This window comes from Clostridioides sp. ZZV15-6598, from assembly GCF_020657705.1.
Lineage (GTDB): Bacteria > Bacillota > Clostridia > Peptostreptococcales > Peptostreptococcaceae > Clostridioides > Clostridioides difficile_F.
Genome location: NZ_JAGWCS010000022.1, coordinates 23,628 through 44,781, shown reverse-complemented (window position 1 = coordinate 44,781; position 21,154 = coordinate 23,628). Strand labels below are relative to the sequence as shown.

Genomic DNA, 21,154 nt, shown 5'->3' with positions numbered 1-21,154 from the left:
GGATTTCAATATTAGATATGGTAATGATGTTGTTACTTATCATATTTTCTACATTTATATCATCACTAATAGGTTTATTTATTGGTAAATTATCAGAAGGTCTTATGGTGGGGATTATTTATATTAAGTTAATAATGATTTTATTTATAGGAACTCCATTACTGATACACCTTTTAGGGTTTGATATTAGAGGAATAGGAAATTTATGCTATATAATGCCATCAATAGCAACATTTAAAGGAATTATAGAAATCATTGAGGGAAACATTACTGTTATAAAAGAAGTTGTAATTTTAGTTGTACATTGTATTGTGTGGTTTTTGCTGTATATGACTTTAGATAAAAAAAGAAGTCTACTTTTTAGTATATAATCAAATATAATTGCTTGATATACTTATATTATATGTTTATTATATGATTAAGATGGATAGCTAATTTAATTACAAAAGGTAGATATATGATTAAGGTAGATAGATAATTTGATTATAAAAAGGTATGGTAGGTGAAAGTATCTTATTAAAATGATTTTTATAATGATGTTGCTCAAAAACTTCATGATTCCAAGAGTTAAGATTATTCAAGAGTTAAGGTTATTAAAGAATTAAGAATATTATAGAAAGGAATAATGTATTATGAAAATGCCCAATAAGATTGAAGATATTATGCTTGCCCCTTGTGGTATGAATTGTAAAGTCTGTTATAAACATTGTTATTCAAAGAAACCTTGTCAGGGATGTTATGCAGGAGACTTGGGGAAACCAGAACATTGCAGAAAGTGTAAGATAAAAGAGTGTGCAAAGGTAGAAAATATTACATATTGTTTTGAGTGTGAAAAATTTCCATGTAAATTGGTCAAAAACTTGGAAAAGAGCTACAATAAAAGGTACAAAGAAAGCCTTATAAAAAATAGTCTTTTAGCTAAAGAGTATGGAATAAGCACTTTGATGGAAGAAGAATTAAAAAAATGGACTTGTATTTATTGTGGTGGTATTATTTCTTTACATGACTCTGAATGTTCTGAGTGTAACGCTAAAAAGGAATCAAAATAATAATAACCTTATTGGCATATTACTTTTATCCGTTTCATTTAATTCTTGATGAAAATGAAGATGTAAATGAAACGGAGGTCTATAAAATTTGAACTAGGTTAATTAAAACTATCGTAGTGATTAAAACTATCGTAGTGTATTATGTATAAAAAGCAAAATAGAACAATTAAAATTACCTTAGTATATTACTTAGCTTATTTAGTGTATTACTTAATTTCTCTAGTATATTACTTAGTTTCTTTTGATTTAAAGATACCTTGCTTGTAAAACTGTTTTGAATAAGGAATAGATAAAGCAAAAAATGCAATTATTATGCCTGAAACAATAATCAAGTAGTTAATAGATACTATATCAGCTAGTGGTCCAAAAAGTACCATTCCAAGAGGTATAAGACCAGTATATATAATAATAGGTAAGCCCAATACACGACCTTGCATTTCTGGTACTACATGTTCTTGCAACATGGTCATAGCTGTTGCCTGAATAATTGGAATTGAAAAACTGGTAAAAAACATAAATATAAAAAATTGCCAAGCCTGTGTAACAGAACCCAAAATAATGGAAAAGACAGCGTAAGATAACATCGACAAGAAAAATGTCTTATTTCGATTTTTAAATCCACCAAATATTCCTATAACTAATCCACCTAAAACCATACCTGCAAAGCCAATCATTTCAATAATAGATAGATATACATAGCCCTTACCAAATGTACGCTCAATCAATAATCCTATAAGAAAGCCTGATGGAACACAAAGAAAAATGAAAGCTCCATAAGTAAGAACTATTTTTCTAATAAATTTATCCGAAAAAGAGTATTTTATTCCAGATATCATGTCAGTTAAAAACGACACTTTTTCAGTTTGTTTTACTATATTATGTTTAGGAATTTTGATAAAGCAGAGTAATACAATAGCAATAATTGCAGTAATAATATCAATTAAAAGTACTTGAGATATCTTATTACTCAAACCAAGGATTGATGCAGCTACAGCAGGAACTATAAATTGTACTATAGATTGAAGACTGCCATTTATACCATTGAAACGCATTAAGTGTTCTTCTGGCACAAGTTGAGGAATCATTGCACTTACAGCAGGTGTCTGTACACCACTTCCTAATGAACGAATAATTGATACGACTGCAATTGCGATTAATTCATTTTCTCCTCTAATTCCCGACATCATAAGCAGAAGTAACACCAGTGTAGAAGTAGCAATTATGGCATCAGATACAATGATGAGTATTTTTCTATTATAGTAATCTGCCCATACGCCTGCAAAAAAAGATATTAGCATTTGTGGTATAAAGGAGCATACAGTTAAAACTGTTACCCATATACCCGATGATGTTTGAAGTGTGACATACCATATCATTGCCATCTGTACAAGTGATGAACCAAATAGGGAAATATATTGGCTCACTAAAAAGGCAATGATTTTTTTCTTCCATGTAAAATGAGTATTTTTGTTTTCCATTCTATTCCTCCTTTGATTTGTGTGTTTAATTTTTCTCGCTCTTAAGAATAACACACAAATCAAAGTATGGAGTTAGAGTGGAGGGTTAAGAAAATTGTCCTTTCATGCTTTGAAGATGAGATTTCATTGCTTTTGCGTTGTATTCCGCCTCTTTCAATGAGGTTATCAATTTGTCACATACTGAGATAATTTCATCGTCATCTTTTGGAGTGTCAATAACAGTTTTAATATTAGCATTGGGGTTACAAGACAAAGCATTTAACATTCTTAAAATAGCTGAAAGAGAATAGTTTGCAGAGCGTAATGCATTAATAATTTTAAGTCGCTTTATATCTTCATCAGTATATACACGATAACCATTTTGCTTTCTTTTTACTTTTAACAACCCGTTCATCTCCCAATTTCTTAAAGTGTCTATTGTAACCTTCAAGTATTCTGAGGTTTCTTTTCTAGTTAAAAATAACTTGTCTGTTTCCTGTGTGTTTCCATTTAAAATTTCTGTAACAATAGTGATTGCTTCCTCAGCATTTAATTTTTCTATTTCTAATTGTTGTAAGTAATGACTCACAAGAGAAATAGCCTTGTCAAAATCTTTATTTGCTGATGTTCTGACAATCTCAACTGCATTTTTTCTCAATCCTCTTTGTGTAACTTCAATTTTTAAGGCTGTACGAGCAAATTTAAATTGCTCTATATGAAAATCGTTAAAGATACGGTAGCCATTAGGGCTACGTTTAGGTTTAGGTATTAGTTCAAGTTCTTCATATAAACGTACTGTATTAGGATGTATACCAATCAAATCTGCTATTTCTGATGTCGTGTAGGTATTCATTTATATTCAACTCCTCTTGTGTATATATAGCATCAACAATAATATCACTAAACTAAAGTCTGGTGTTATAGTGGAGGGTTGTTATAATTATTCTATATACAACATACAACTATTCTATTATAGAAGTAAGTATATGTTTTTTAATAAACTGCCATCTATCACGAGGTTTAAAAACTATCTTAGATGGTATTGCTATAATCAAGTCGTAGTGCGGTATACAACAGATAGCATTTCCTCCAGCTCCCATTGCTGAGTACCAAAGAACTCCATCTTCCTCACATAGCCACCATAGATAACCATACTCATTGGAATTCATTTTAGTTGATTCTTCAATCCATGATTTAGATATAATACTTTTATTATTCCAAATACCATCATTTAAATACAGAGAACCAAATCGTAACATATCTCTAGCACTCAATGTAAGTCCCCAGCCACCTGTAGAATTACCTTGTCTATCTTTTGCCCAACCTTTAAGGTTTTTTCCAAATAAATCTTCAAAGCCAAAATTTTTTATATCATAATCTGGTATTTCTCTCATACCAATTGGTCTGAATAGGTGTTCATTAGCAAACTCACGAGCACACTTTCCTGTGGTGTTTGTAATAATAGCTGAAAGGAGGTGAACTCCAGCTGAAGAATATTTGAAAGTACCAATATTTTTGTTTTGACCAAGTTGATTTAGGGTGTATTTTACCCAATCTCGTTGCTTAGAAAGCCTTTCTAATGACTCAGTTGTATTTTTAAAAGGGTATGGTGCAGTCATCGTAAGTAAATGGCGTATAGTTACTGCTTTTTTGTATATATCAGCAGGGTTGCAAGTATATTCAGGGAAAAAATCAACAACTTTTTGCTCAACATCCTTTATATAACCCTTGTCTATTGCGATACCAATTAGAGCTGATATGATGCTTTTTGTGACAGACGCAACATGGAAAGTATCGTCGGAATTATAACCATTATAATATTTTTCAAAGACTACATTTCCTCTTCTTGCTATAATTATTCCGTTTATATTGCTATATTGTGAGATTATCAAAGGTTCAAGTTGTGAAAGTTTTTTTGAATCCATTCCAACACTTGAAGGGTCTATATTTTCAAAATTTAAATCTAAGCAGTAGTCCTTATTCACTATAAATACCTCCCTGTTATAGACTTTGAGTTTTCTTTTAGTTGTTGAGGAGAACCCTCTGCAATGATATATCCGCCTTTGTCTCCACCTTCTGGACCAAGTTCAATAATCCAATCACAAGTATTTAGAACTTCTATATCATGTTCAACAACAATTACAGAATTTCCATTTTCGACCAGTTCATCCAACAATTGAATTAGTTTAGCAGTATCATATAGACTTAGACCAGTAGTGGGTTCATCCAATACATAGAGAATATTTCCTTTTCGTTTTTTGCCGATCTCTTTTGCAAGCTTGATTCTTTGAGATTCGCCACCACTTAAAGTAGGGGTAGGTTGACCTAGTTTTATATAACCCATACCAATTTGTTCTAGTACTTTTAAGTGTGAAACAATATTTGGAGTATCTTCGAAAAAACTAACAGCTTCGGATACACTCATATTTAGGATATCATAGATATTTTTATTCTTATATTTAATGGATAGGGATTCGTCATTAAATCTTTTTCCATGACACTCATTACATATACTGTCCATACTTAAATTATTTCCCAACCAGATTTTTTCATATCCGCTACCACTACACTTAGAACAAGCACCTTTTGAATTGAATGAAAAATGCCCAGCAGTGAAATTTTGTTTTATTGATTCTGGCTGGCTTGCAAATAGAGCACGTATCTTATCCCATATACCAATATAAGAGGCAGGAGTGGAGTTCATATTTCTACCAATAGGAATTTGAGATATTTCTGAATATCCAGAGATATATTGTGTGCCACTTAATTTATCTGCAATAGTTTCTACAATTGTATAATCATTGTCATCGCTTACTTCACTTATTTCATTTTCTTTAACAGTGTTTTTATTGTTATTTGGTTGATTATTGAAGTAACTTCTAAGAAGAGGGAGTAATGTATCTGATATAAGAGAACTTTTTCCACTACCAGATTTTCCAGCTATTCCAATCATAGCACCTAAAGGTAATGATGCAGTCACGTTTTTAAGATTATTTGTACTTGCATTTTGAACAACTATACAAGGCATTTTTTCAATGTCCGTAATATTTTTAGATGCTGTTCTAGTAGGCATGGAGTATTTTCCTGAGATATATTGTCCAGTAATTGACTTATTTGACTTAAGCAGACCTTCTAAATCTCCTTGATATATTAACTGTCCACCCTCAACGCCAGCCTTTGGCCCTATATCAATAACATGTTCTGCCATATTAATTGTATTTTTGTCATGTTCAACTACAATGACAGTGTTGCCTAAATTTTTTAACTCTTTAATGGATTTTAGAATATCGATTTTTTCGGATTCATGTAACCCCGCAGTTGGTTCGTCAAGTACGTAAATTAATGAATCCATCTCTGAATCGAGGTGGGAATTTAAAAATAGCCTTTGTATTTCTCCACCACTTAAAGTTGACATCTCTCTGTACAAGGACAGATGACCTAGTCTTGCTTTTATTAGGTTATTTGTCTTAATCAAAATATCATTTATTAAATTTCTACCTAGAGTAGTTAGTTTGTTTTGATTTAATAAGGACTTTAGAAATTCATGAACTTCTAAAATGCTCATTTTTCCAAGCTCACCAATATGCTTTCCGTTTAATAAAACTTGGCGTGCTTCTTCACCAATTTTAAAACCATGACACTCAGAACAAGTAGTCATGCTATAAATACCATTTAAATCTTCACCTCTTTGGTAACGACCATGAAGTACTTTTGCTAAAGAAGAACTTCGTTTTCCATTTTCATAATGGCCATAGAGTACCTCATTTTGTACTTCCTCAGGCAATTGTAAGAATGGTATATCTAAATAATCTTTAAATTTTTTAGATAGAACTCTCAAATATCCTGGTGTAATTTGGGCTCTATCCAAAACTTTTTTTAGGGTAGTGTGCTTATCCAAAATAAGTTTTTCAATATTAATCTCAAAGTATGCTCCACGTCCAGAACACTTCATACACATTCCATCTGAAGAGGTATATGAAAAATAACTTGGTCTCAATCGTTCTTCTTCATTACCACAATTATTACAAATAAGATTGTTGTCTACAGGAGTGTTACACGCAGAACATATTACTTGTCCTTCTCCTGCATATAATAGTGTAAGCATACTAATAATATTGGTCCTAGTACCTACTGTTGAACGAGGATTACTTTGACGAATGATATTTTGTTTAACAGCTATAGTAGGAGCTAATCCTTGAATGCTATCGAATTTATTTTCATTATCAATGCCTGAAAGTATGCCTAAGGACTGTAAGTACTGTTTACGTCCTTCCTCAAATACAATATCAAACATAAGACTGGACTTACCTGAACCACTAACACCCGTTGCAACTACAAGCTTATTTTTGGGAATAGATATATCTATATTTTTTAGGTTATGTATTTTTGCACCTTTAATTTTTATTTCTTTCATTAGCTCACCTCATTTTATTAATTTTATCAAACTATAAAATTGGGATGTTTTAATCCTTAATATAAGAAGAGGTTAAGCGAAATCATAGTATTAAAAAGACTCTATAGGTAAATATATATCAACTATATGTTTATTTTGTGGGTGACTATTTGGGTCATTAAGATATACTTCAAAAGGAAAAGAATTACGTAATTTATGCTCATTATTTGATAGCCATTCATTATACATAAAATCCCAAGCATCACTATATTCATTTTGAAAAATACTAAAATGTCCCACAAGATATTTTCCAGAAGGTATTGTCATATTACCAAGGTCGCTATTTTCTTTGACAACAATATTATCTGGAATTGTCATACAAATACTAGTCCTCAAATGATGTTCTTGTGTAAATTGAGGATTATCATGATAAATAGCTAATATCTTTGTCTTTTCAAGTTCAATTAGATTCTGCTCATTTGCATATTCAAAGAGTTTTTCTACAATCTTTGGAAAATGACTAGCTAAATTTCCGTATGACCCAGTGTATCTAATATAAGCTGTATTTACATTATCAAGTTCTAAGATTTCAATTTCTCCTTTAACCTCTCTATTATTTTTAGATTTAAGTTTTGATATGTATCTATTATACTGAGAAATTTTATATGGTTCTTTGCAATTCTTGCTATAATTGTTTCTATATTTTATAGGGCTTATCTTATAATAGTTTTTGAAAGCTCGCGAAAAAACAGCAGAATCAGTAAAGCCAAAATAATGTGCGATATCAGTAACTGTCATGTCAGTACGATGAATAAGAAAAGAAGTGGCTCCTTCTAGTTTTAACCTATTTACATACTGTGATAATGTTTCTTCTGTTATTGCTTTAAAAATTCTATGAAAATGAAACTTTGAAAAACCTGCTATATTAGAAAGTTCATCAAGAGAAAGAGAGTCATACAAATGGTATTCTATATAGTCTTGTACCTTACAAATACGACGTAAGTATTCTTTTTTACTTTTAGAATTGGTCATAAATATACCTCCTTATTGAAAAATATATATTTTAAATATCTTTATTTATAGTAAATAAAGAGTTGTGTATGTGAAATTTATAGAGAACAAAATATTAAATGGATTTTTCTATTATGAATTTTGCCATAGACAATAAAAATTCATAATAGATTTTATATCTTACTTTGTAACACTTAGTATAACATAACGATATATTTTTAGATTATATATTTATTTGAACTACTCTACATTATCTACCGTTCTATCCTACTTACATTGAGGATGGAGTATTTTGTCCATCTTTTATAAAGATACAGATTATAACAGAAACAAAAACTTAATATCTATTATGATTAGATATGACTGGAAAGTTTAAGACTAAGAATGATATATTAATTTTAAGAAAATATTTATAAACCAAGAAAATATTTATATTAAAAAAATTATTAAATTTATTGTTTAAATAAAAAAGTTAAATCTCATCTATTAACATAATGCCTTTAAAACTTTAAAATGAAAAATATAGAAGAATTATTTTTAATAAAATATAATCATCTAATAAATTATTAAGAGATACAAAAATATTTTACAAACAATTATTTATTTGAATTGGGGGAATAAGAATATGAACAATGGTTTTTATCAATTAAATTCAGCAGTATTATATTTTAACGAGCGAAGTGATGTAAATAAAATAAGGTTTAATCACTATATAATGAGAAAAGAAAATATACAAAGATTAAGGGGAACTTTACCAAGGGGGCAGTTTATGATGACTGTAAGAAAAGCTGCATCTGACCTTGATTTATCAATATCTACAATAAGTAGGCTTGTAAATGAATTTATAGATTTAGGAATATTGAGACTAATAAGTCGAGGAGTGAAGGGAAATTGTTGCTCTGTATATAGTTATACATGTTCTGAAAATAGTGATACAGGTGTAATAAAGAAACGTAGAAGTTTTTTTGAAGATATCTTGGAAAATATTAATGAAACAAATAATAGTAGTCAAAAAGTATCAAAACATGAATACAAGTATAAGAAAGATAAGAGCAGTGATACCAATATGTACAGCTGTGCAGATAAAGAGTATAGACAATGGGGTTATGACCCAGAACTTCATACTGTACATGAAACAGAAGATGAAACAGAAGATGTAACAAAGAAAAAAGAATTATTAAAAAAAAATTTAAAAAAAGAGTTATTAAAAAAGAATTCCAAGAAAAATATTGATGTGGAACAAGAATACTATTATATAGAAAGTATTTATGAAAATATTATAAAAAAGTTAAATAGAGAATCAGGGGAAAGTTTTAGGTTTGATTCAGAAGCAGATAACAAACTTATAGCTGAAAGAAGAAAAGAAGGTCATAGCTTAGAAGATTTTTATAAAGTTATAGAATCAAGAGTGAAGAACTGGAAAGAGACTCCTATGTTAGTGGATATAAAACCAGAGACTCTGTTTGGTCATAAATTTAAGACTTATTTAAATGAAAAGTAATTGTAGTGGTGAAGAGATATACTAGAATATATATTATGAAAAATCTAAAATTCAGATATAGTACATGTTCAGATATATTATATGTATAGAAAATAGGATTATTAGTGTTATTAATGATAAAAAATATTACTGGAATTTTTAAAATTCCAGTAATATAAAATTTAAATTCCAGTAATATAAAAAGAAAATTTTTATAAACTGTATCATTAGAACTATATACTATATTGTATCAACTTCATATTCTAATATTTTTCCTGTGATTGCACTGATTGTTATATCATATTCATTATTTCCCTTTATTATTTCGCCTTCATATTCTTTATCATCTTCATCGTATTCAAATTTTACTATTTTACCACCAGGTACTTTATCTAGCATTATTGACTTAGCTTTTTCAATGCTAATTATAGAGTTATTGTTATTAGAATTAGAATCACTATTATTGTGATTATTATCAGAGTCATCATAATCATTATCATCATAATCATCGTCCATATCAATATCTATAATTCTTCCATCAAATGCATTTATATCTATTTCATAGGTTTTATTATCTTTTACAACTTTAGCCTCATATTCATTATCGTCAGCATCATATTTACAGTATATTAAATTACCATTAGGAATAGCATCTAGTATTATAGATTTAGCTTTATCTAAAGATATATTTTTGAGACTTAAATTATTATTTATATCATCATCTTTTTCAATTTCTATTATTTTACCAGAGTAGGCATCTATTTCTACTTCATATACAATATTATCCTTTATAACTTTACTGTCGTATTTGTTATCATCTTGGTCGTAGTAACAAACTAAAACATTACTTTCTGGAAGAGCTTGTTTTAATATTTCTTTAGCTTCAATTAAAGATATTTTTTTAGTTTTATTTCTTATATCGACATTTTTTAGCTTTAAGATATCCTCAAATGCTTTTTGGTTATCACCTCCGCCAACTTGTGTTACTTCTTTTATGTCTTTATTTTTAATAAAATCTTTTTGGCTGTTTACAAGAGTGCCATTAGATATTATTACAGGAGAATTTTCTTTGGCTGCTAATACTCCTATTGATAATGCATCTACTAGAGCATTTTCCTTGTTCATACCATTTTTAGTAACAAATATATTTTTTATGCTTTTGTTTTTGTAAAACTGCTCAATAATTTTGGCATTGGTATTGTTTCTATCTGAACCACTAATTCTTTCTTTATTTGGATATTTTTTTACTGTATTGTCTGACAAAATCTTATTTCCTCCAACTATATAAGATTTTTTTATAGACCTATTGTTTAAGAAATTTATACTGCTATTATTGCTGTTTTCCTCTGATACTAGTATTATAGGCATATTATGTATTGCTGATGGAGAAGCTATGCTAACTGCATCAGATAACCCCTTTAATCCGTTTACAACTGCTACATTTTCCACTTTTTTTATCTTATCTATTTCTTTAAGTACATTTGTAGACATTTCATAGATATTATTTCCTAATATTTTATTTACTCTTATGTTAAGTGATTTTATTTCATTTTCTACTTTATTAGATATACTATTTCCACTGTCCACTATATATACATTATCTACGCCAAGTCTTTTAAGTTCAGACTGAGTTGAACTTTCTATGTTATTGTTATTTACTAATAGTATAGGAGCATTTTTTAATTTAGCAAAAGGATTTGCACAAAGTGCACTTTGAATAGAGTTGCCATTGACTATAATTGCTGTTTTTGATTGAACCCATCCTAATTTACTCACTTCTACAGCCGTTTCATATCTTGTTTTACCTATTAACCTTTCTTGCTTTGTTACGTTGTTTGCAAAGATTACTGAAGAGCTAGAAAAAAACATCATACCTGCCACTAATATAGCTAGATTTTTCTTATTCATATTTTTTACCTCACAATCCTTATATTTTATTATTTAGTATGAACTAGTAAAATATAATCTTAAAATCAAGTTACTATTAAATGTAACATTTTAAAATTAACAGATAAGATTATTAAATATAAAGTTTTTATTTTATTATTTAACATTGTATCATAAATCTTGGGGAAAAGGTTTTTAACCTTGAATATATGTAAATCAGTATGGATTACTTTTATCATTTGATAAATAGGTTTTTCCCCATTGTTTCATATGTTCTAAAACAGGTACAAAGCTTATTTCTAAGTCTGTTAGGGAATATTCTACTTTAGGTGGAATTTCTTGATAAATTTTTATAGTATTTAATTAAAAAATAAAAAAACTATTGACTTGAAGTTAACTCTAAGTAGTAAAGTATAATTATGGAAACTTTATAAATATTTAAAAACATAAATTAAAGTAGAGAATACTTAAAGGGGGAAGCAGGACAATGGAACAAAAAAAATTAGGGTTTGGATTAATGCGTTTACCAATAAAAGATGAGAATGATGCTACAAGTATTGATATGGATTACTTAAATAAGATGGTGGATACTTTTTTAGAGAGAGGATTTACATACTTTGATACAGCATATGTATATCACATGGGTAAAAGTGAAATAGCACTTAGAGAATCTCTAGTAAAAAGACATAAAAGAGAAAGTTTTACAGTAGCTACAAAATTGCCACTAATGGCTTTGAAAACAAAAGAAGAGCAAGAGCCTATTTTTAATGAACAGTTAGAAAAATGTGGTGTAGATTATTTTGATTATTATCTTTTACATAATATAGGTGTATCACATTATGAGGTAGCCAAGAAATTTGACAGCTTTAAGTTTATTGAGGAAAAGAAAAAAGAAGGAAAAATAAGAAATATTGGTTTTTCTTTTCACGATAGTGCAGAGCTATTAGACAAAGTTCTAAATGAGCATCCAGAAGTAGATTTTGTTCAGTTACAGATTAACTATTTGGATTGGGATAATGAAAGCATACAATCTAGAAAATGTTATGAAGTAGCAACAAAACACAATAAACCTGTTATCGTTATGGAACCAGTAAAAGGCGGTACACTAGCAAAAATACCGGAAAGAGCCGAAAAACTATTTAATGATTACAATCCAGATATGTCAGTACCATCATGGGCAATTCGTTTTGCAGCAAGTAAAGATAATGTCATGATGGTTTTAAGTGGAATGTCAAATATGGAACAACTATTAGATAACACGGGATATATGCAAAATTTTGAACCATTTGTACAGAAAGAATATGATGTTATAGATGAAGCAGTAGAAATTATAAATGAAGCAATTGCAGTCCCATGTACTGCTTGCCAGTATTGTGTAGAAGGATGTCCAAAAAATATTGCTATTCCAAACTATTTTGCTTTATACAATGCAGAAAAGCAAGCTCTTAATACTGGATTTTCAACACAAATGGTTTACTATAATAACTACACTAAAACTTATGGAAAAGCATCAGATTGTATTGGATGTAAACAGTGTGAGAAAAATTGTCCACAACACATTAAAATTGTAGATTCTTTAAAGAATGTCGCAGAAATATTTGAAAAATAATTGCTACTACAAAATAATTAATGCTATGTAAAGAGATTGAAGTTAATGAAATATAAGTAAAACAATTAATGCTATGTAGAAAAATTGAAGTTAGTGAAATATCAGTTAAACAATTAATGCTATGTAGAAAAATTGAAATTGATGAAATATAAGTAAAACTATTTAATCGGATTTTAAATTATACAGTATCAAAAAGGGGGAGGACTTATATGACAATTTCAGAGGTGAGTAAAAAATACGAACTTTCAGCAGATACTTTACGATATTATGAACGAATTGGTTTGATACCACCTGTAAATAGAAATAAAAGTGGTATCAGGATTTTTACAGAAAAAGATTGTGAGTGGGTTAATTTTATTAAATGTATGAGAAGTGCAGGTCTTTCTATTGAGACATTGATTGAGTATGTAACTATGTTTCAACAGGGTAATGAAACTATCAAAGCGAGAAAAGAACTTTTAATAGAACAAAGAAATCAGCTTTCTAAAAGAATAGAAGATATGCAGCAAACTTTAGAACGATTAAATAGTAAAATTGATGGATATGAAGATAAAGTTATTGAAAAAGAAAAAACTCTAAAGAGCAATAATTAGAGATGAAGAATGGAGGTATTGTCTAATGAATAAAAATGTACTTGTATTGTCTGCAAGCCCTAGAAAAGGTGGGAATTCTGATTTATTATGTGACCAATTTATGAAAGGTGCATTAGAATCCAAAAATCAAGCAGAGAAGATATTTTTAAAAGATAAAGATGTTCACTATTGTACTGGATGTGGCGCTTGTTATGAGAAAGGTGAGAATTGCCCACAAAAAGATGACATGGGAGAAATTCTTGAAAAAATGATTAAAGCAGATGTGATTGTTTTGGCAACTCCAGTTTATTTTTATACTATGAATGCACAAATGAAAACTCTGATTGATAGAACTTGTTCGAGATACACTGAAATTTGTGATAAAGACTTCTATTTTATTGTTGCAGCAGCAGATGAAAATGTGAATGATATGGAAAGAACGTTAGAAGGATTCAGAGGATTTACGTCATGTCTAAATGGTGCTAAGGAAAAAGGTATAGTGTATGGTGTAGGAGCTTGGCATGTAGGTGATATTAAGGGAAGTGAGGCAATGAAACAGGCATATGAAATGGGTAAGTTGGTATAATATGTTTGTGTATAGAAGAAAGAGCGGATTAAAATTAATCTGTCCTTTCTTCTATAATGTTTATTTAAATATCTAACATTACTCATGTATTTTAATAATTACCCTAGAAAATTATATAGATTCTTTCATGATATTATTTTCTTTAGTAATTAACTTTTTTAGGTTTTTCCAATCGATTTCTTCCATATTAGCAAAATAATGTCCACTTCCTATACAAGTCAAATAAGACTTGCCATCTAATTCAAATGAAGAACCACCAATGCACTTTGGATTACATTTTTTACAAGTACGAGTTTTGGTGATACTATCTTTAATAGTTTTAGAGCATTCCTCTACAGTATCCCTATATGTATTTAGATGAAAAAGATTTGCTTTAACTCTCCATTTTTTTTCATTACATTCAATAGTAAATAGGCTACGTTTTGGTTTCTTAGTTGAATATACTATTTTGTAAGAACGAGCACCTGTCTTTGGTTCAATTTTACAATCTAATGATTTACCAAGTTCATGTAAATCACACGCAATATTATAATCTTTACCACTTAGCACCTCTAACATTTCTTCTGTTGTTTCTGCTGTTAATTCACTTTTACTCATATTGAAACCCCCCTATATAAATAATAATTTCATATAAAAATAATCAATATCAGTATATTAAATAAAATTATTAAAATCAATAAAATTACCACAATCTTACATTATTGGGCATAGAATGAGAGTTAACGGTTTATTAGAAATAAGACTTAATAGTATGAAAATTCACTCAGACATGATACAATTCTATAAAAGATTTAAAAATTAGGAAAGGAGAAAGTTGTTGAGATATAGTCAATATAATAATTTCTTTATAAATTATAAATTTATTATGAGATTAGTTAGATTGTCAAGTGAGGCTATTAAAAGGTAGTTTTTTTGATTTTCAGCAACAGTGATAAGATATTGATAATTTTTTGGTTACTATTATATTTAGCTATTATATTTTCAATAGGTTCTATGATAACTAGAGTAAACAAGGTCTGGGTAAAGGTTTTATTATTTATAATAGTGGGATTGTCAACTGTAGTTCTTTCATACATAATGACTTGATAATTTAAGATTGAGAAACGATTTTTAATCTATAAATTCTCAAAACAAGAATTCTCATGTTGGTAAATTTCTAGATATGAGAAAAAAATTGATATTATAAAAAAATAAATTTAAAGCATTTTCTTAGAAAAAGATTTAGATGTAGCTGTTTTGAATGACTTCACAAAAATTTATATATAAATGAAGTTTGGCATGCTAATTGCTTTAATAAATATTAACATGAACACAAATAAATATAATAATCTGAGTATTGATTATTTGAAACTTTGGATTTGATTTCTTGTCTGGAGGTTCATATTAATATTGGTGTTTAGGAAATTTTATTTTCCTGTAAATATAACTTAATAATAGGAGGTGAAATCATGTCAAAAGTAGTAATAGCTACAGAGAAAGCTCCAGGAGCAATTGGACCATATTCTCAAGCGATACAAGTTGGAAATATAGTTTCTACATCAGGTCAACTTCCAATAGACATGAAGACAGGCGAGTTAGTATCTGACCCAAAAGAAGCAACAAAAGCTTCTTTAGACAATGTAAAAGCAATACTAGAACAAGCTGGTACAACTATGGATAAAGTATTTAAAACTACAGTTTTCGTAAAAGATTTAAAGGATTTTAATGATATTAACGAAGTGTACGCTACATATTTTGAAGAAAATCCACCAGCAAGATCATGTGTACAAGTTGCTCAATTACCAAAAGATGCAGTTTTAGAAATTGAAGCAATGGCAGTATTATAATAAAACCAATGACAAAACTAATGAAAATTAAAAACTAATAAAAAAAGTCTACAATTAAAAAGTTTATATTAAAAAAGTCTATATAAAAATCTATCTAAATATTTAACTATTGAGCTTTTCTTATATAACATATATTTTTGTGCCAAAAATATATTTGTTATAGGAGGAAAGCTTTTTTGTATTTTATTATTTGTGTATTATAATTAAAGTAATCCTGATATAAAGCAATCTTTTTATAATTATTATTATGTATTTCAATGTAAATATATAAATAAGTAATGTTTTATATATATTTTAAAAATTAACTATATGTTAAAATATAGTTAAACTGATAATTTGGTAAATTAAATTCTAATGGGGGAAACTATGGTAAGTAAATTAAAAGAATTTCAACAGGAAATGATAAAATACACTGAAACAGTAGCTAGTGTGTTAGATGTAGATATTGAAATAGTTGATGATAGATTAATAAGAATTAGTGGCACAGGTCTGTATAAATCAAAAATAAATGAAAGCGTTGTTACTGAAGGTTTTCTTTATGACAAAGTTATACAGACAGGTCAGGAATTAGTCGTATTAGATATATGTGATAATCAGCTTTGTATAGAATGTTCCCATTACATGAAATGCCTAAATAAAGTAATAATAGCAGTTCCAATAAAATATAACAATCGTACTATAGGGGTAATTGGTGCTATTAGTACAGATAAAACTAAAAAAGTAGAAATAAGTGCAAAAATAGATAATTATTTGAAGTTTGTCAATCATATATGCGATTTAATTTCTATGAAGATAGAAGAACATGAAGTGTCAAAAAGTAGCAGTAGAAAAATGAACATGATGATAGAAATAATTGAAAATGTTGAAAAAGGTGTTGTTATACTAGATATAAATAGCAAAATATCTTATATAAACAATATTGCTTTGAAAAAATTAGACATTGGAAAAGATATAGTAGAAAATACAGTAAAAATAGTATCTGTTGAATCTTCTTCAAATGGACATGAATTACTAGAAATTGATATTGACAACAAAATTTATAATATAAATGCCAAAATAATTCCTGTATATCCATATATAAATCAATATGACAAGATAATCATATTTGATAAGACATATATCAATCACAAAGGACATGGAAAAGTCAATAGTGGATGGGGAAATAGCGATATAGAGTCTATAATTGGGAATTCAGAATCAATGGTGAAAGTTAAAGAGAGAACTAAGAAATTAGCAAAGTCAAATTCAACAGTTCTTATAACTGGTGAAAGTGGTACAGGTAAAGAGTTAATTGCTAGAGCTATACATGCTGAAGGAAGTAGATGGAATAAGCCATTTATTGCTATAAACTGTGCTGCTATTCCAGAAAATCTTCTTGAAAGTGAGTTATTTGGCTATATAAAAGGTGCATTTAGTGGGGCTAGTAGTGGAGGTAAGGTTGGTAAGTTTGAACTTGCAAATGAAGGGGTTATATTCCTTGATGAAATGGGGGACTTATCAATGCCTTTACAAGCAAAATTACTTAGAGTTTTGCAGGAAAGAAAATTTGCAAGGATTGGCTCAAATAAACTTATAGATTTAGATATAAGAGTAATTGCTGCAACGAATAAAAACTTACTTAAGTTAGTCAATGAAGGTAAGTTTAGAGATGATTTGTACTATAGATTAAATGTAATTCCTATAAATTTGCCGCCTCTTAGGGAAAGAAAAGATGATATTGAAGCTATAATGATGAAATTTGTTTCCAATTATTCTTTAGAATTAGATATAAAATTGAATCAAATGGAAAAAAATGTAATGAATATGTTGGTTAATTATAATTGGCCGGGAAATATAAGAGAATTAGAAAACGCAGTTGAATATATGATGAATTTAGTTGGAGAAGATGGAATAATCTATAAAGATATGCTTCCATTAGATATTTTGAACTATTATAATATTGAAGGGAATAGTTTTAAGAGTAATAATGAGGTGACAAAGTTTGAAGATGATATAGTTGCTGGAATAGTAGAAAACCAAGAAAAAATACTTTCAATTAAAGAGCTGGAGTTAACTTACATACATAAGTTGTTAAATAAATATGGAAGAGATACAAAGACAAAAAAGAAAATAGCAAAAGATTTAGGCATAGGTTTAGCTACATTATATAGAAAACTAGAAGAAGAACAACAATAAATTAAACATAGAAAATCGTTTTAAATGCATGGTAATGTGATGTGTAGGTCACTAAAAGAGACTAATATAGTAATAATACTATAGAAAAATAAAATTATAAGCCTGTAAGATATTGAGTCAGCATAAATAATAGAAGATAAAAGTGTGAGCTTATAAAGTGCAAATATGTAAAACAGAAAAATAACGGTACTATAGAGAGCTAAAATGAAAACATAAAATATAGAAGGTTATAGCTATATAAATATAGAAGATAAAAATAGTAATATACAAGACAAAATAATAGACATATAAAAAATTAAAGGCATAATAAAGGAAAATAAAAATAAAGAAACGGTTTCTCGAAATGATAATTCTCGTATTGATAAAAATTTCCCAATATGAGAATTTTTTCTTTTATAAATCTTATTTTTCACACTCAGATTTTACAAAATTTAAATAAATTTGAAAAAAGTATGTAATTCCAACATAAAAAAATTGTTTTCAGAATAAATAATATTGGCATAGTAATTGCTTTGTATAAAGACACAAAGATAAAAAATTAATAATGACATCGAAAAATTTGAAAGGGGAATATAAAATAAATGAGAGAAATAAAATGGAAATTAAATAACTTACCTAAAGCAGAGGAAAAAGAAAAAGGAATTGAATTTTTAAAGGACGAAGAAATTGCAAAAGCTAAAGCATTTCATGAGAGTTTTCCACAATACGAAAAAACTCCTTTAGTTAAATTAGATAACTTAGCAAAATTATTAGGAGTTAGCGGAATATATGTTAAAGATGAATCATACAGATTTGGATTAAATGCATTTAAAGTTTTGGGTGGTTCTTACTCTATGGGTAAATACTTAGCTCAAAGATTAAATAAAGATATATCAGAGTTAGGATATGAAAAATTAACTTCAAAAGAAATAAAAGACCAATTAGGAGAAATAACTTTCTTTACAGCTACAGATGGAAATCATGGTAGAGGAGTTGCTTGGACAGCTAATAAATTAGGTCAAAAATCTGTTGTATTAATGCCAAAAGGTTCTTCTGAATTTAGATTAAACAAAATCAAAGGAGAAGGTGCAGATGCTAGTATAACAGACTTAAACTATGATGACGCAGTAAGATTGGCTAATGGCTATGCAGAAGCTGATGACCATGGAGTAATGGTTCAAGATACAGCATGGGACGGATATGAAGAAATACCAGCATGGATAATGCAAGGGTATGGAACTATGGCTAAAGAAGCTATAGAACAATTAAAAGAATATGGAGTAGATAGACCAACGCATGTATTTGTGCAAGCAGGAGTTGGTTCGCTTGCTGGTGCAGTTCAAGGATATGTTGCTTCAATATATGATGAATGCCCAATAACAGTAGTAGTAGAAGCTGATGAAGCAGATTGCTACTATAAATCAGCAGAAGCAGGAGATGGAAAACCAAGATTTGTAGGTGGAGATATGCCAACTATAATGGCAGGTCTTGCTTGTGGAGAGCCAAACACTATAGGATTTGAAGTATTAAAAAATTATTCATCAGCATTCGTTTCAGCACCAGACTGGGTTTCTGCTAAAGGTATGAGAGTTTTAGGAAATCCTCTAAGAGGAGATGAAAAGGTAATCTCTGGAGAATCTGGAGCAGTTACAACTGGAGCATTAGTTTCAATACTTGAAAGTGAAGATTTAAAAGATTTAAGAGAAGCTTTAAAATTAGATGAAAACTCTAAAGTATTATTAATAAGTACAGAAGGAGACACTGACCCAGACAAATATAAAGATATAGTTTGGAATGGAGAATGCCAAAGTAAATAGAGGGTTCAAGATAAATAAAAGTAAAGTGCTAATAAATCAAATAAGTTAAATATAATAAATGAAAAATCAAAATGCCAATAAATAAAAATTAAGAATTATATGGGGGAATATCAAAATGTTAAATGAAATAAGAAAAAAACAATTAACTGAAGTATGCCAAGATTTAATAAGAAATGCTAGTTATTCAGGTCAAGAAGAAAATGTAGTAAAGGCAATTGAAGAAAATTTTGCTATACTAGGTTTTGACAGTTGGTCAAGAGATAGATATGGAAATATAATAGGTTGTATAAAGGGAAACAAACCAGGTAAAAAAATATTATTTGATGGTCATATAGATACAGTTCCAGTTCCAGATGCAAGTAAATGGAGTGTTCCTCCTTTTGAAGCAAGAATAGTAGATGGAAAGATATATGGTAGAGGAACTTCTGATATGAAGGGTCAAGTAAGTGCTATGATGGCAGCTGTTTCATACTTTGCAGAAGATACTAATAAAGATTTCGAAGGTGAACTATATGTAGCAGGAGTTGTTCATGAAGAAATATTTGAAGGGGTTTCAGCTAGAGAAATAAGTAAAGCTGTTAAGCCTGACTATGTTGTAATAGGTGAATCTTCAGAATTAAACTTAAAGATTGGTCAAAGAGGTAGAGGAGAAATAGTTGTAGAAACTTTTGGTAAACCAGCTCACTCTGCCAACCCAGAAAAAGGTGTAAATGCAGTTTATAAAATGGCTAATGTAATTCAAAGAATACAACAATTAGTACCTCCAACTCATCCAGTTTTAGGTGATGGAATACTAGTTTTAACAGATATAAAATCTTCTCCATACCCAGGTGCATCAGTAGTGCCAGATTACTGTAAAGCTACTTTTGATAGAAGATTATTGGTTGGAGAAACAAGAGAAGGAGTATTAGCTCCAATACAAGCACTATTAGATGAAATGATGAAAGAAGACTCAGAATTAAATGCAAAAGTTTCTTATGCATCTGAAAAAGCTGACTGTTATACAGGAAATACTATAGAAAGTGAAAGATTCTTCCCAGGTTGGTTATATGATGAAGATGATGAATTTGTTCAAGCAGCATATAAAGGATTAAAAGAAGCTGGAATAGATTCAGAAATAACTCAATACTCATTCTGTACAAATGGAAGCCATTATGCAGGTGAAGCTGGAATAAGAACTATAGGATTTGGTCCTTCTAAAGAAAATCTTGCTCATACAATAGATGAACATATAGAATTAGACCAATTATTCAAAGGTGCAGAAGGATATTATGGAATATTAAAATCAGTTTATAAAAAATAATTAGGAGATG

The 21,154-nt window shown here is 28.9% G+C and carries 17 protein-coding genes and 1 pseudogene; 10 read left to right on the top strand and 8 right to left on the bottom strand.

Features of this window, described 5'->3' with window-relative positions; genetic code table 11:
• Together KGF50_RS06660 and KGF50_RS06655 are read left to right on the top strand one after the other, a co-directional pair.
• A pseudogene (locus tag KGF50_RS06660) lies at nucleotides 1–371 on the top strand (ABC transporter permease); the annotation flags it as partial.
• Nucleotides 372–632: 261 nt separating this feature from the next.
• Nucleotides 633–1,049, top strand: coding sequence for a DUF3795 domain-containing protein (locus KGF50_RS06655; protein ID WP_227847347.1), 417 nt, complete (start codon nucleotides 633–635; stop codon nucleotides 1,047–1,049).
• Between the two features lie 227 nt (nucleotides 1,050–1,276).
• Here the strand turns inward: KGF50_RS06655 and KGF50_RS06650 are convergent, their stop codons facing one another.
• From KGF50_RS06650 to KGF50_RS06630, 5 genes are all read right to left on the bottom strand, one after another.
• Nucleotides 1,277–2,473, bottom strand: a complete 1,197-nt coding sequence (locus tag KGF50_RS06650; protein WP_413926798.1) for an MFS transporter — start codon at nucleotides 2,471–2,473, stop codon at nucleotides 1,277–1,279.
• 139 nt (nucleotides 2,474–2,612) lie between these two features.
• Nucleotides 2,613–3,359: a MerR family transcriptional regulator gene (locus KGF50_RS06645; protein WP_227847345.1), complete on the bottom strand. Its 747-nt coding sequence runs from the start codon at nucleotides 3,357–3,359 to the stop codon at nucleotides 2,613–2,615.
• A gap of 109 nt (nucleotides 3,360–3,468) precedes the next feature.
• Nucleotides 3,469–4,491, bottom strand: coding sequence for a serine hydrolase domain-containing protein (locus KGF50_RS06640; RefSeq protein ID WP_227847343.1), 1,023 nt, complete (start codon nucleotides 4,489–4,491; stop codon nucleotides 3,469–3,471).
• Nucleotides 4,491–6,920: an excinuclease ABC subunit UvrA gene (locus KGF50_RS06635; protein ID WP_227847342.1), complete on the bottom strand. Its 2,430-nt coding sequence runs from the start codon at nucleotides 6,918–6,920 to the stop codon at nucleotides 4,491–4,493. The genes KGF50_RS06640 and KGF50_RS06635 overlap by 1 nt, the downstream gene beginning before the upstream one ends.
• Nucleotides 6,921–7,010: 90 nt before the next feature.
• Nucleotides 7,011–7,931, bottom strand: a complete 921-nt coding sequence (locus KGF50_RS06630; RefSeq protein WP_227847341.1) for a GyrI-like domain-containing protein — start codon at nucleotides 7,929–7,931, stop codon at nucleotides 7,011–7,013.
• A 604-nt stretch (nucleotides 7,932–8,535) separates the two neighbouring features.
• Here KGF50_RS06630 and KGF50_RS06625 point away from each other — a divergent pair.
• Nucleotides 8,536–9,411: a conserved phage C-terminal domain-containing protein gene (locus KGF50_RS06625; protein ID WP_227847340.1), complete on the top strand. Its 876-nt coding sequence runs from the start codon at nucleotides 8,536–8,538 to the stop codon at nucleotides 9,409–9,411.
• Between the two features lie 219 nt (nucleotides 9,412–9,630).
• On the opposite strand, the gene KGF50_RS06620 is transcribed toward KGF50_RS06625, so the two are convergent.
• Together KGF50_RS06620 and KGF50_RS22530 are read right to left on the bottom strand one after the other, a co-directional pair.
• Nucleotides 9,631–11,298, bottom strand: a complete 1,668-nt coding sequence (locus tag KGF50_RS06620; RefSeq protein WP_227847339.1) for a cell wall-binding repeat-containing protein — start codon at nucleotides 11,296–11,298, stop codon at nucleotides 9,631–9,633.
• A gap of 195 nt (nucleotides 11,299–11,493) precedes the next feature.
• Entirely contained in the window at nucleotides 11,494–11,625 is a 132-nt protein-coding gene (locus KGF50_RS22530; RefSeq protein WP_413926799.1) for a winged helix-turn-helix transcriptional regulator, read from the bottom strand.
• A gap of 139 nt (nucleotides 11,626–11,764) precedes the next feature.
• Here KGF50_RS22530 and KGF50_RS06610 point away from each other — a divergent pair, with 139 nt between their 5' ends.
• From KGF50_RS06610 to KGF50_RS06600, 3 genes are all read left to right on the top strand, one after another.
• Complete coding sequence (locus KGF50_RS06610) at nucleotides 11,765–12,886, top strand: aldo/keto reductase (RefSeq protein WP_227847338.1); 1,122 nt, start codon at nucleotides 11,765–11,767, stop codon at nucleotides 12,884–12,886.
• 209 nt (nucleotides 12,887–13,095) lie between these two features.
• The gene (locus tag KGF50_RS06605; RefSeq protein WP_227847337.1) at nucleotides 13,096–13,479 is read left to right on the top strand and encodes a MerR family transcriptional regulator; all 384 of its coding nucleotides are present in this window, start codon (nucleotides 13,096–13,098) and stop codon (nucleotides 13,477–13,479) included.
• A 25-nt stretch (nucleotides 13,480–13,504) separates the two neighbouring features.
• Nucleotides 13,505–14,044 carry a flavodoxin family protein gene (locus tag KGF50_RS06600; RefSeq protein ID WP_227847336.1) on the top strand — a complete coding sequence of 180 codons (540 nt, stop codon included), beginning with the start codon at nucleotides 13,505–13,507 and terminating at the stop codon, nucleotides 14,042–14,044.
• Between the two features lie 111 nt (nucleotides 14,045–14,155).
• Here the strand turns inward: KGF50_RS06600 and KGF50_RS06595 are convergent, their stop codons facing one another.
• Complete coding sequence (locus KGF50_RS06595) at nucleotides 14,156–14,641, bottom strand: hypothetical protein (protein WP_227847335.1); 486 nt, start codon at nucleotides 14,639–14,641, stop codon at nucleotides 14,156–14,158.
• A gap of 851 nt (nucleotides 14,642–15,492) precedes the next feature.
• Here KGF50_RS06595 and KGF50_RS06590 point away from each other — a divergent pair.
• The 4 genes from KGF50_RS06590 (at nucleotide 15,493) to KGF50_RS06575 (ending at nucleotide 21,144) form a co-directional block, all read left to right on the top strand.
• On the top strand, nucleotides 15,493–15,870 hold the full coding sequence (locus tag KGF50_RS06590) for a RidA family protein (RefSeq protein WP_227847334.1): 378 nt from the start codon (nucleotides 15,493–15,495) through the stop codon (nucleotides 15,868–15,870).
• A gap of 366 nt (nucleotides 15,871–16,236) precedes the next feature.
• Nucleotides 16,237–18,045, top strand: coding sequence for a sigma 54-interacting transcriptional regulator (locus tag KGF50_RS06585; protein ID WP_227847333.1), 1,809 nt, complete (start codon nucleotides 16,237–16,239; stop codon nucleotides 18,043–18,045).
• A 581-nt stretch (nucleotides 18,046–18,626) separates the two neighbouring features.
• A complete protein-coding gene (gene dpaL, locus KGF50_RS06580) occupies nucleotides 18,627–19,841 on the top strand; it encodes a diaminopropionate ammonia-lyase (RefSeq protein ID WP_227847332.1) in 1,215 nt (404 codons plus the stop codon).
• A gap of 115 nt (nucleotides 19,842–19,956) precedes the next feature.
• A complete protein-coding gene (locus KGF50_RS06575) occupies nucleotides 19,957–21,144 on the top strand; it encodes a YgeY family selenium metabolism-linked hydrolase (RefSeq protein ID WP_227847331.1) in 1,188 nt (395 codons plus the stop codon).
• Nucleotides 21,145–21,154 lie beyond the last annotated feature (10 nt).

Bases quoted from the DNA above. Each gene is read 5' to 3' on its own strand.
- KGF50_RS06655 (WP_227847347.1), top strand. From the start codon at position 633: ATGAAAATGCCCAATAAGATTGAAGATATTATGCTTGCCCCTTGTGGT.
- KGF50_RS06645 (WP_227847345.1), bottom strand. From the start codon at position 3,359: ATGAATACCTACACGACATCAGAAATAGCAGATTTGATTGGTATACAT.
- KGF50_RS06635 (WP_227847342.1), bottom strand. From the start codon at position 6,920: ATGAAAGAAATAAAAATTAAAGGTGCAAAAATACATAACCTAAAAAAT.
- KGF50_RS06630 (WP_227847341.1), bottom strand. From the start codon at position 7,931: ATGACCAATTCTAAAAGTAAAAAAGAATACTTACGTCGTATTTGTAAG.
- KGF50_RS06625 (WP_227847340.1), top strand. From the start codon at position 8,536: ATGAACAATGGTTTTTATCAATTAAATTCAGCAGTATTATATTTTAAC.
- KGF50_RS06620 (WP_227847339.1), bottom strand. From the start codon at position 11,298: ATGAATAAGAAAAATCTAGCTATATTAGTGGCAGGTATGATGTTTTTT.
- KGF50_RS06610 (WP_227847338.1), top strand. From the start codon at position 11,765: ATGGAACAAAAAAAATTAGGGTTTGGATTAATGCGTTTACCAATAAAA.
- KGF50_RS06605 (WP_227847337.1), top strand. From the start codon at position 13,096: ATGACAATTTCAGAGGTGAGTAAAAAATACGAACTTTCAGCAGATACT.
- KGF50_RS06600 (WP_227847336.1), top strand. From the start codon at position 13,505: ATGAATAAAAATGTACTTGTATTGTCTGCAAGCCCTAGAAAAGGTGGG.
- KGF50_RS06595 (WP_227847335.1), bottom strand. From the start codon at position 14,641: ATGAGTAAAAGTGAATTAACAGCAGAAACAACAGAAGAAATGTTAGAG.
- KGF50_RS06590 (WP_227847334.1), top strand. From the start codon at position 15,493: ATGTCAAAAGTAGTAATAGCTACAGAGAAAGCTCCAGGAGCAATTGGA.
- KGF50_RS06585 (WP_227847333.1), top strand. From the start codon at position 16,237: ATGGTAAGTAAATTAAAAGAATTTCAACAGGAAATGATAAAATACACT.
- dpaL (WP_227847332.1), top strand. From the start codon at position 18,627: ATGAGAGAAATAAAATGGAAATTAAATAACTTACCTAAAGCAGAGGAA.
- KGF50_RS06575 (WP_227847331.1), top strand. From the start codon at position 19,957: ATGTTAAATGAAATAAGAAAAAAACAATTAACTGAAGTATGCCAAGAT.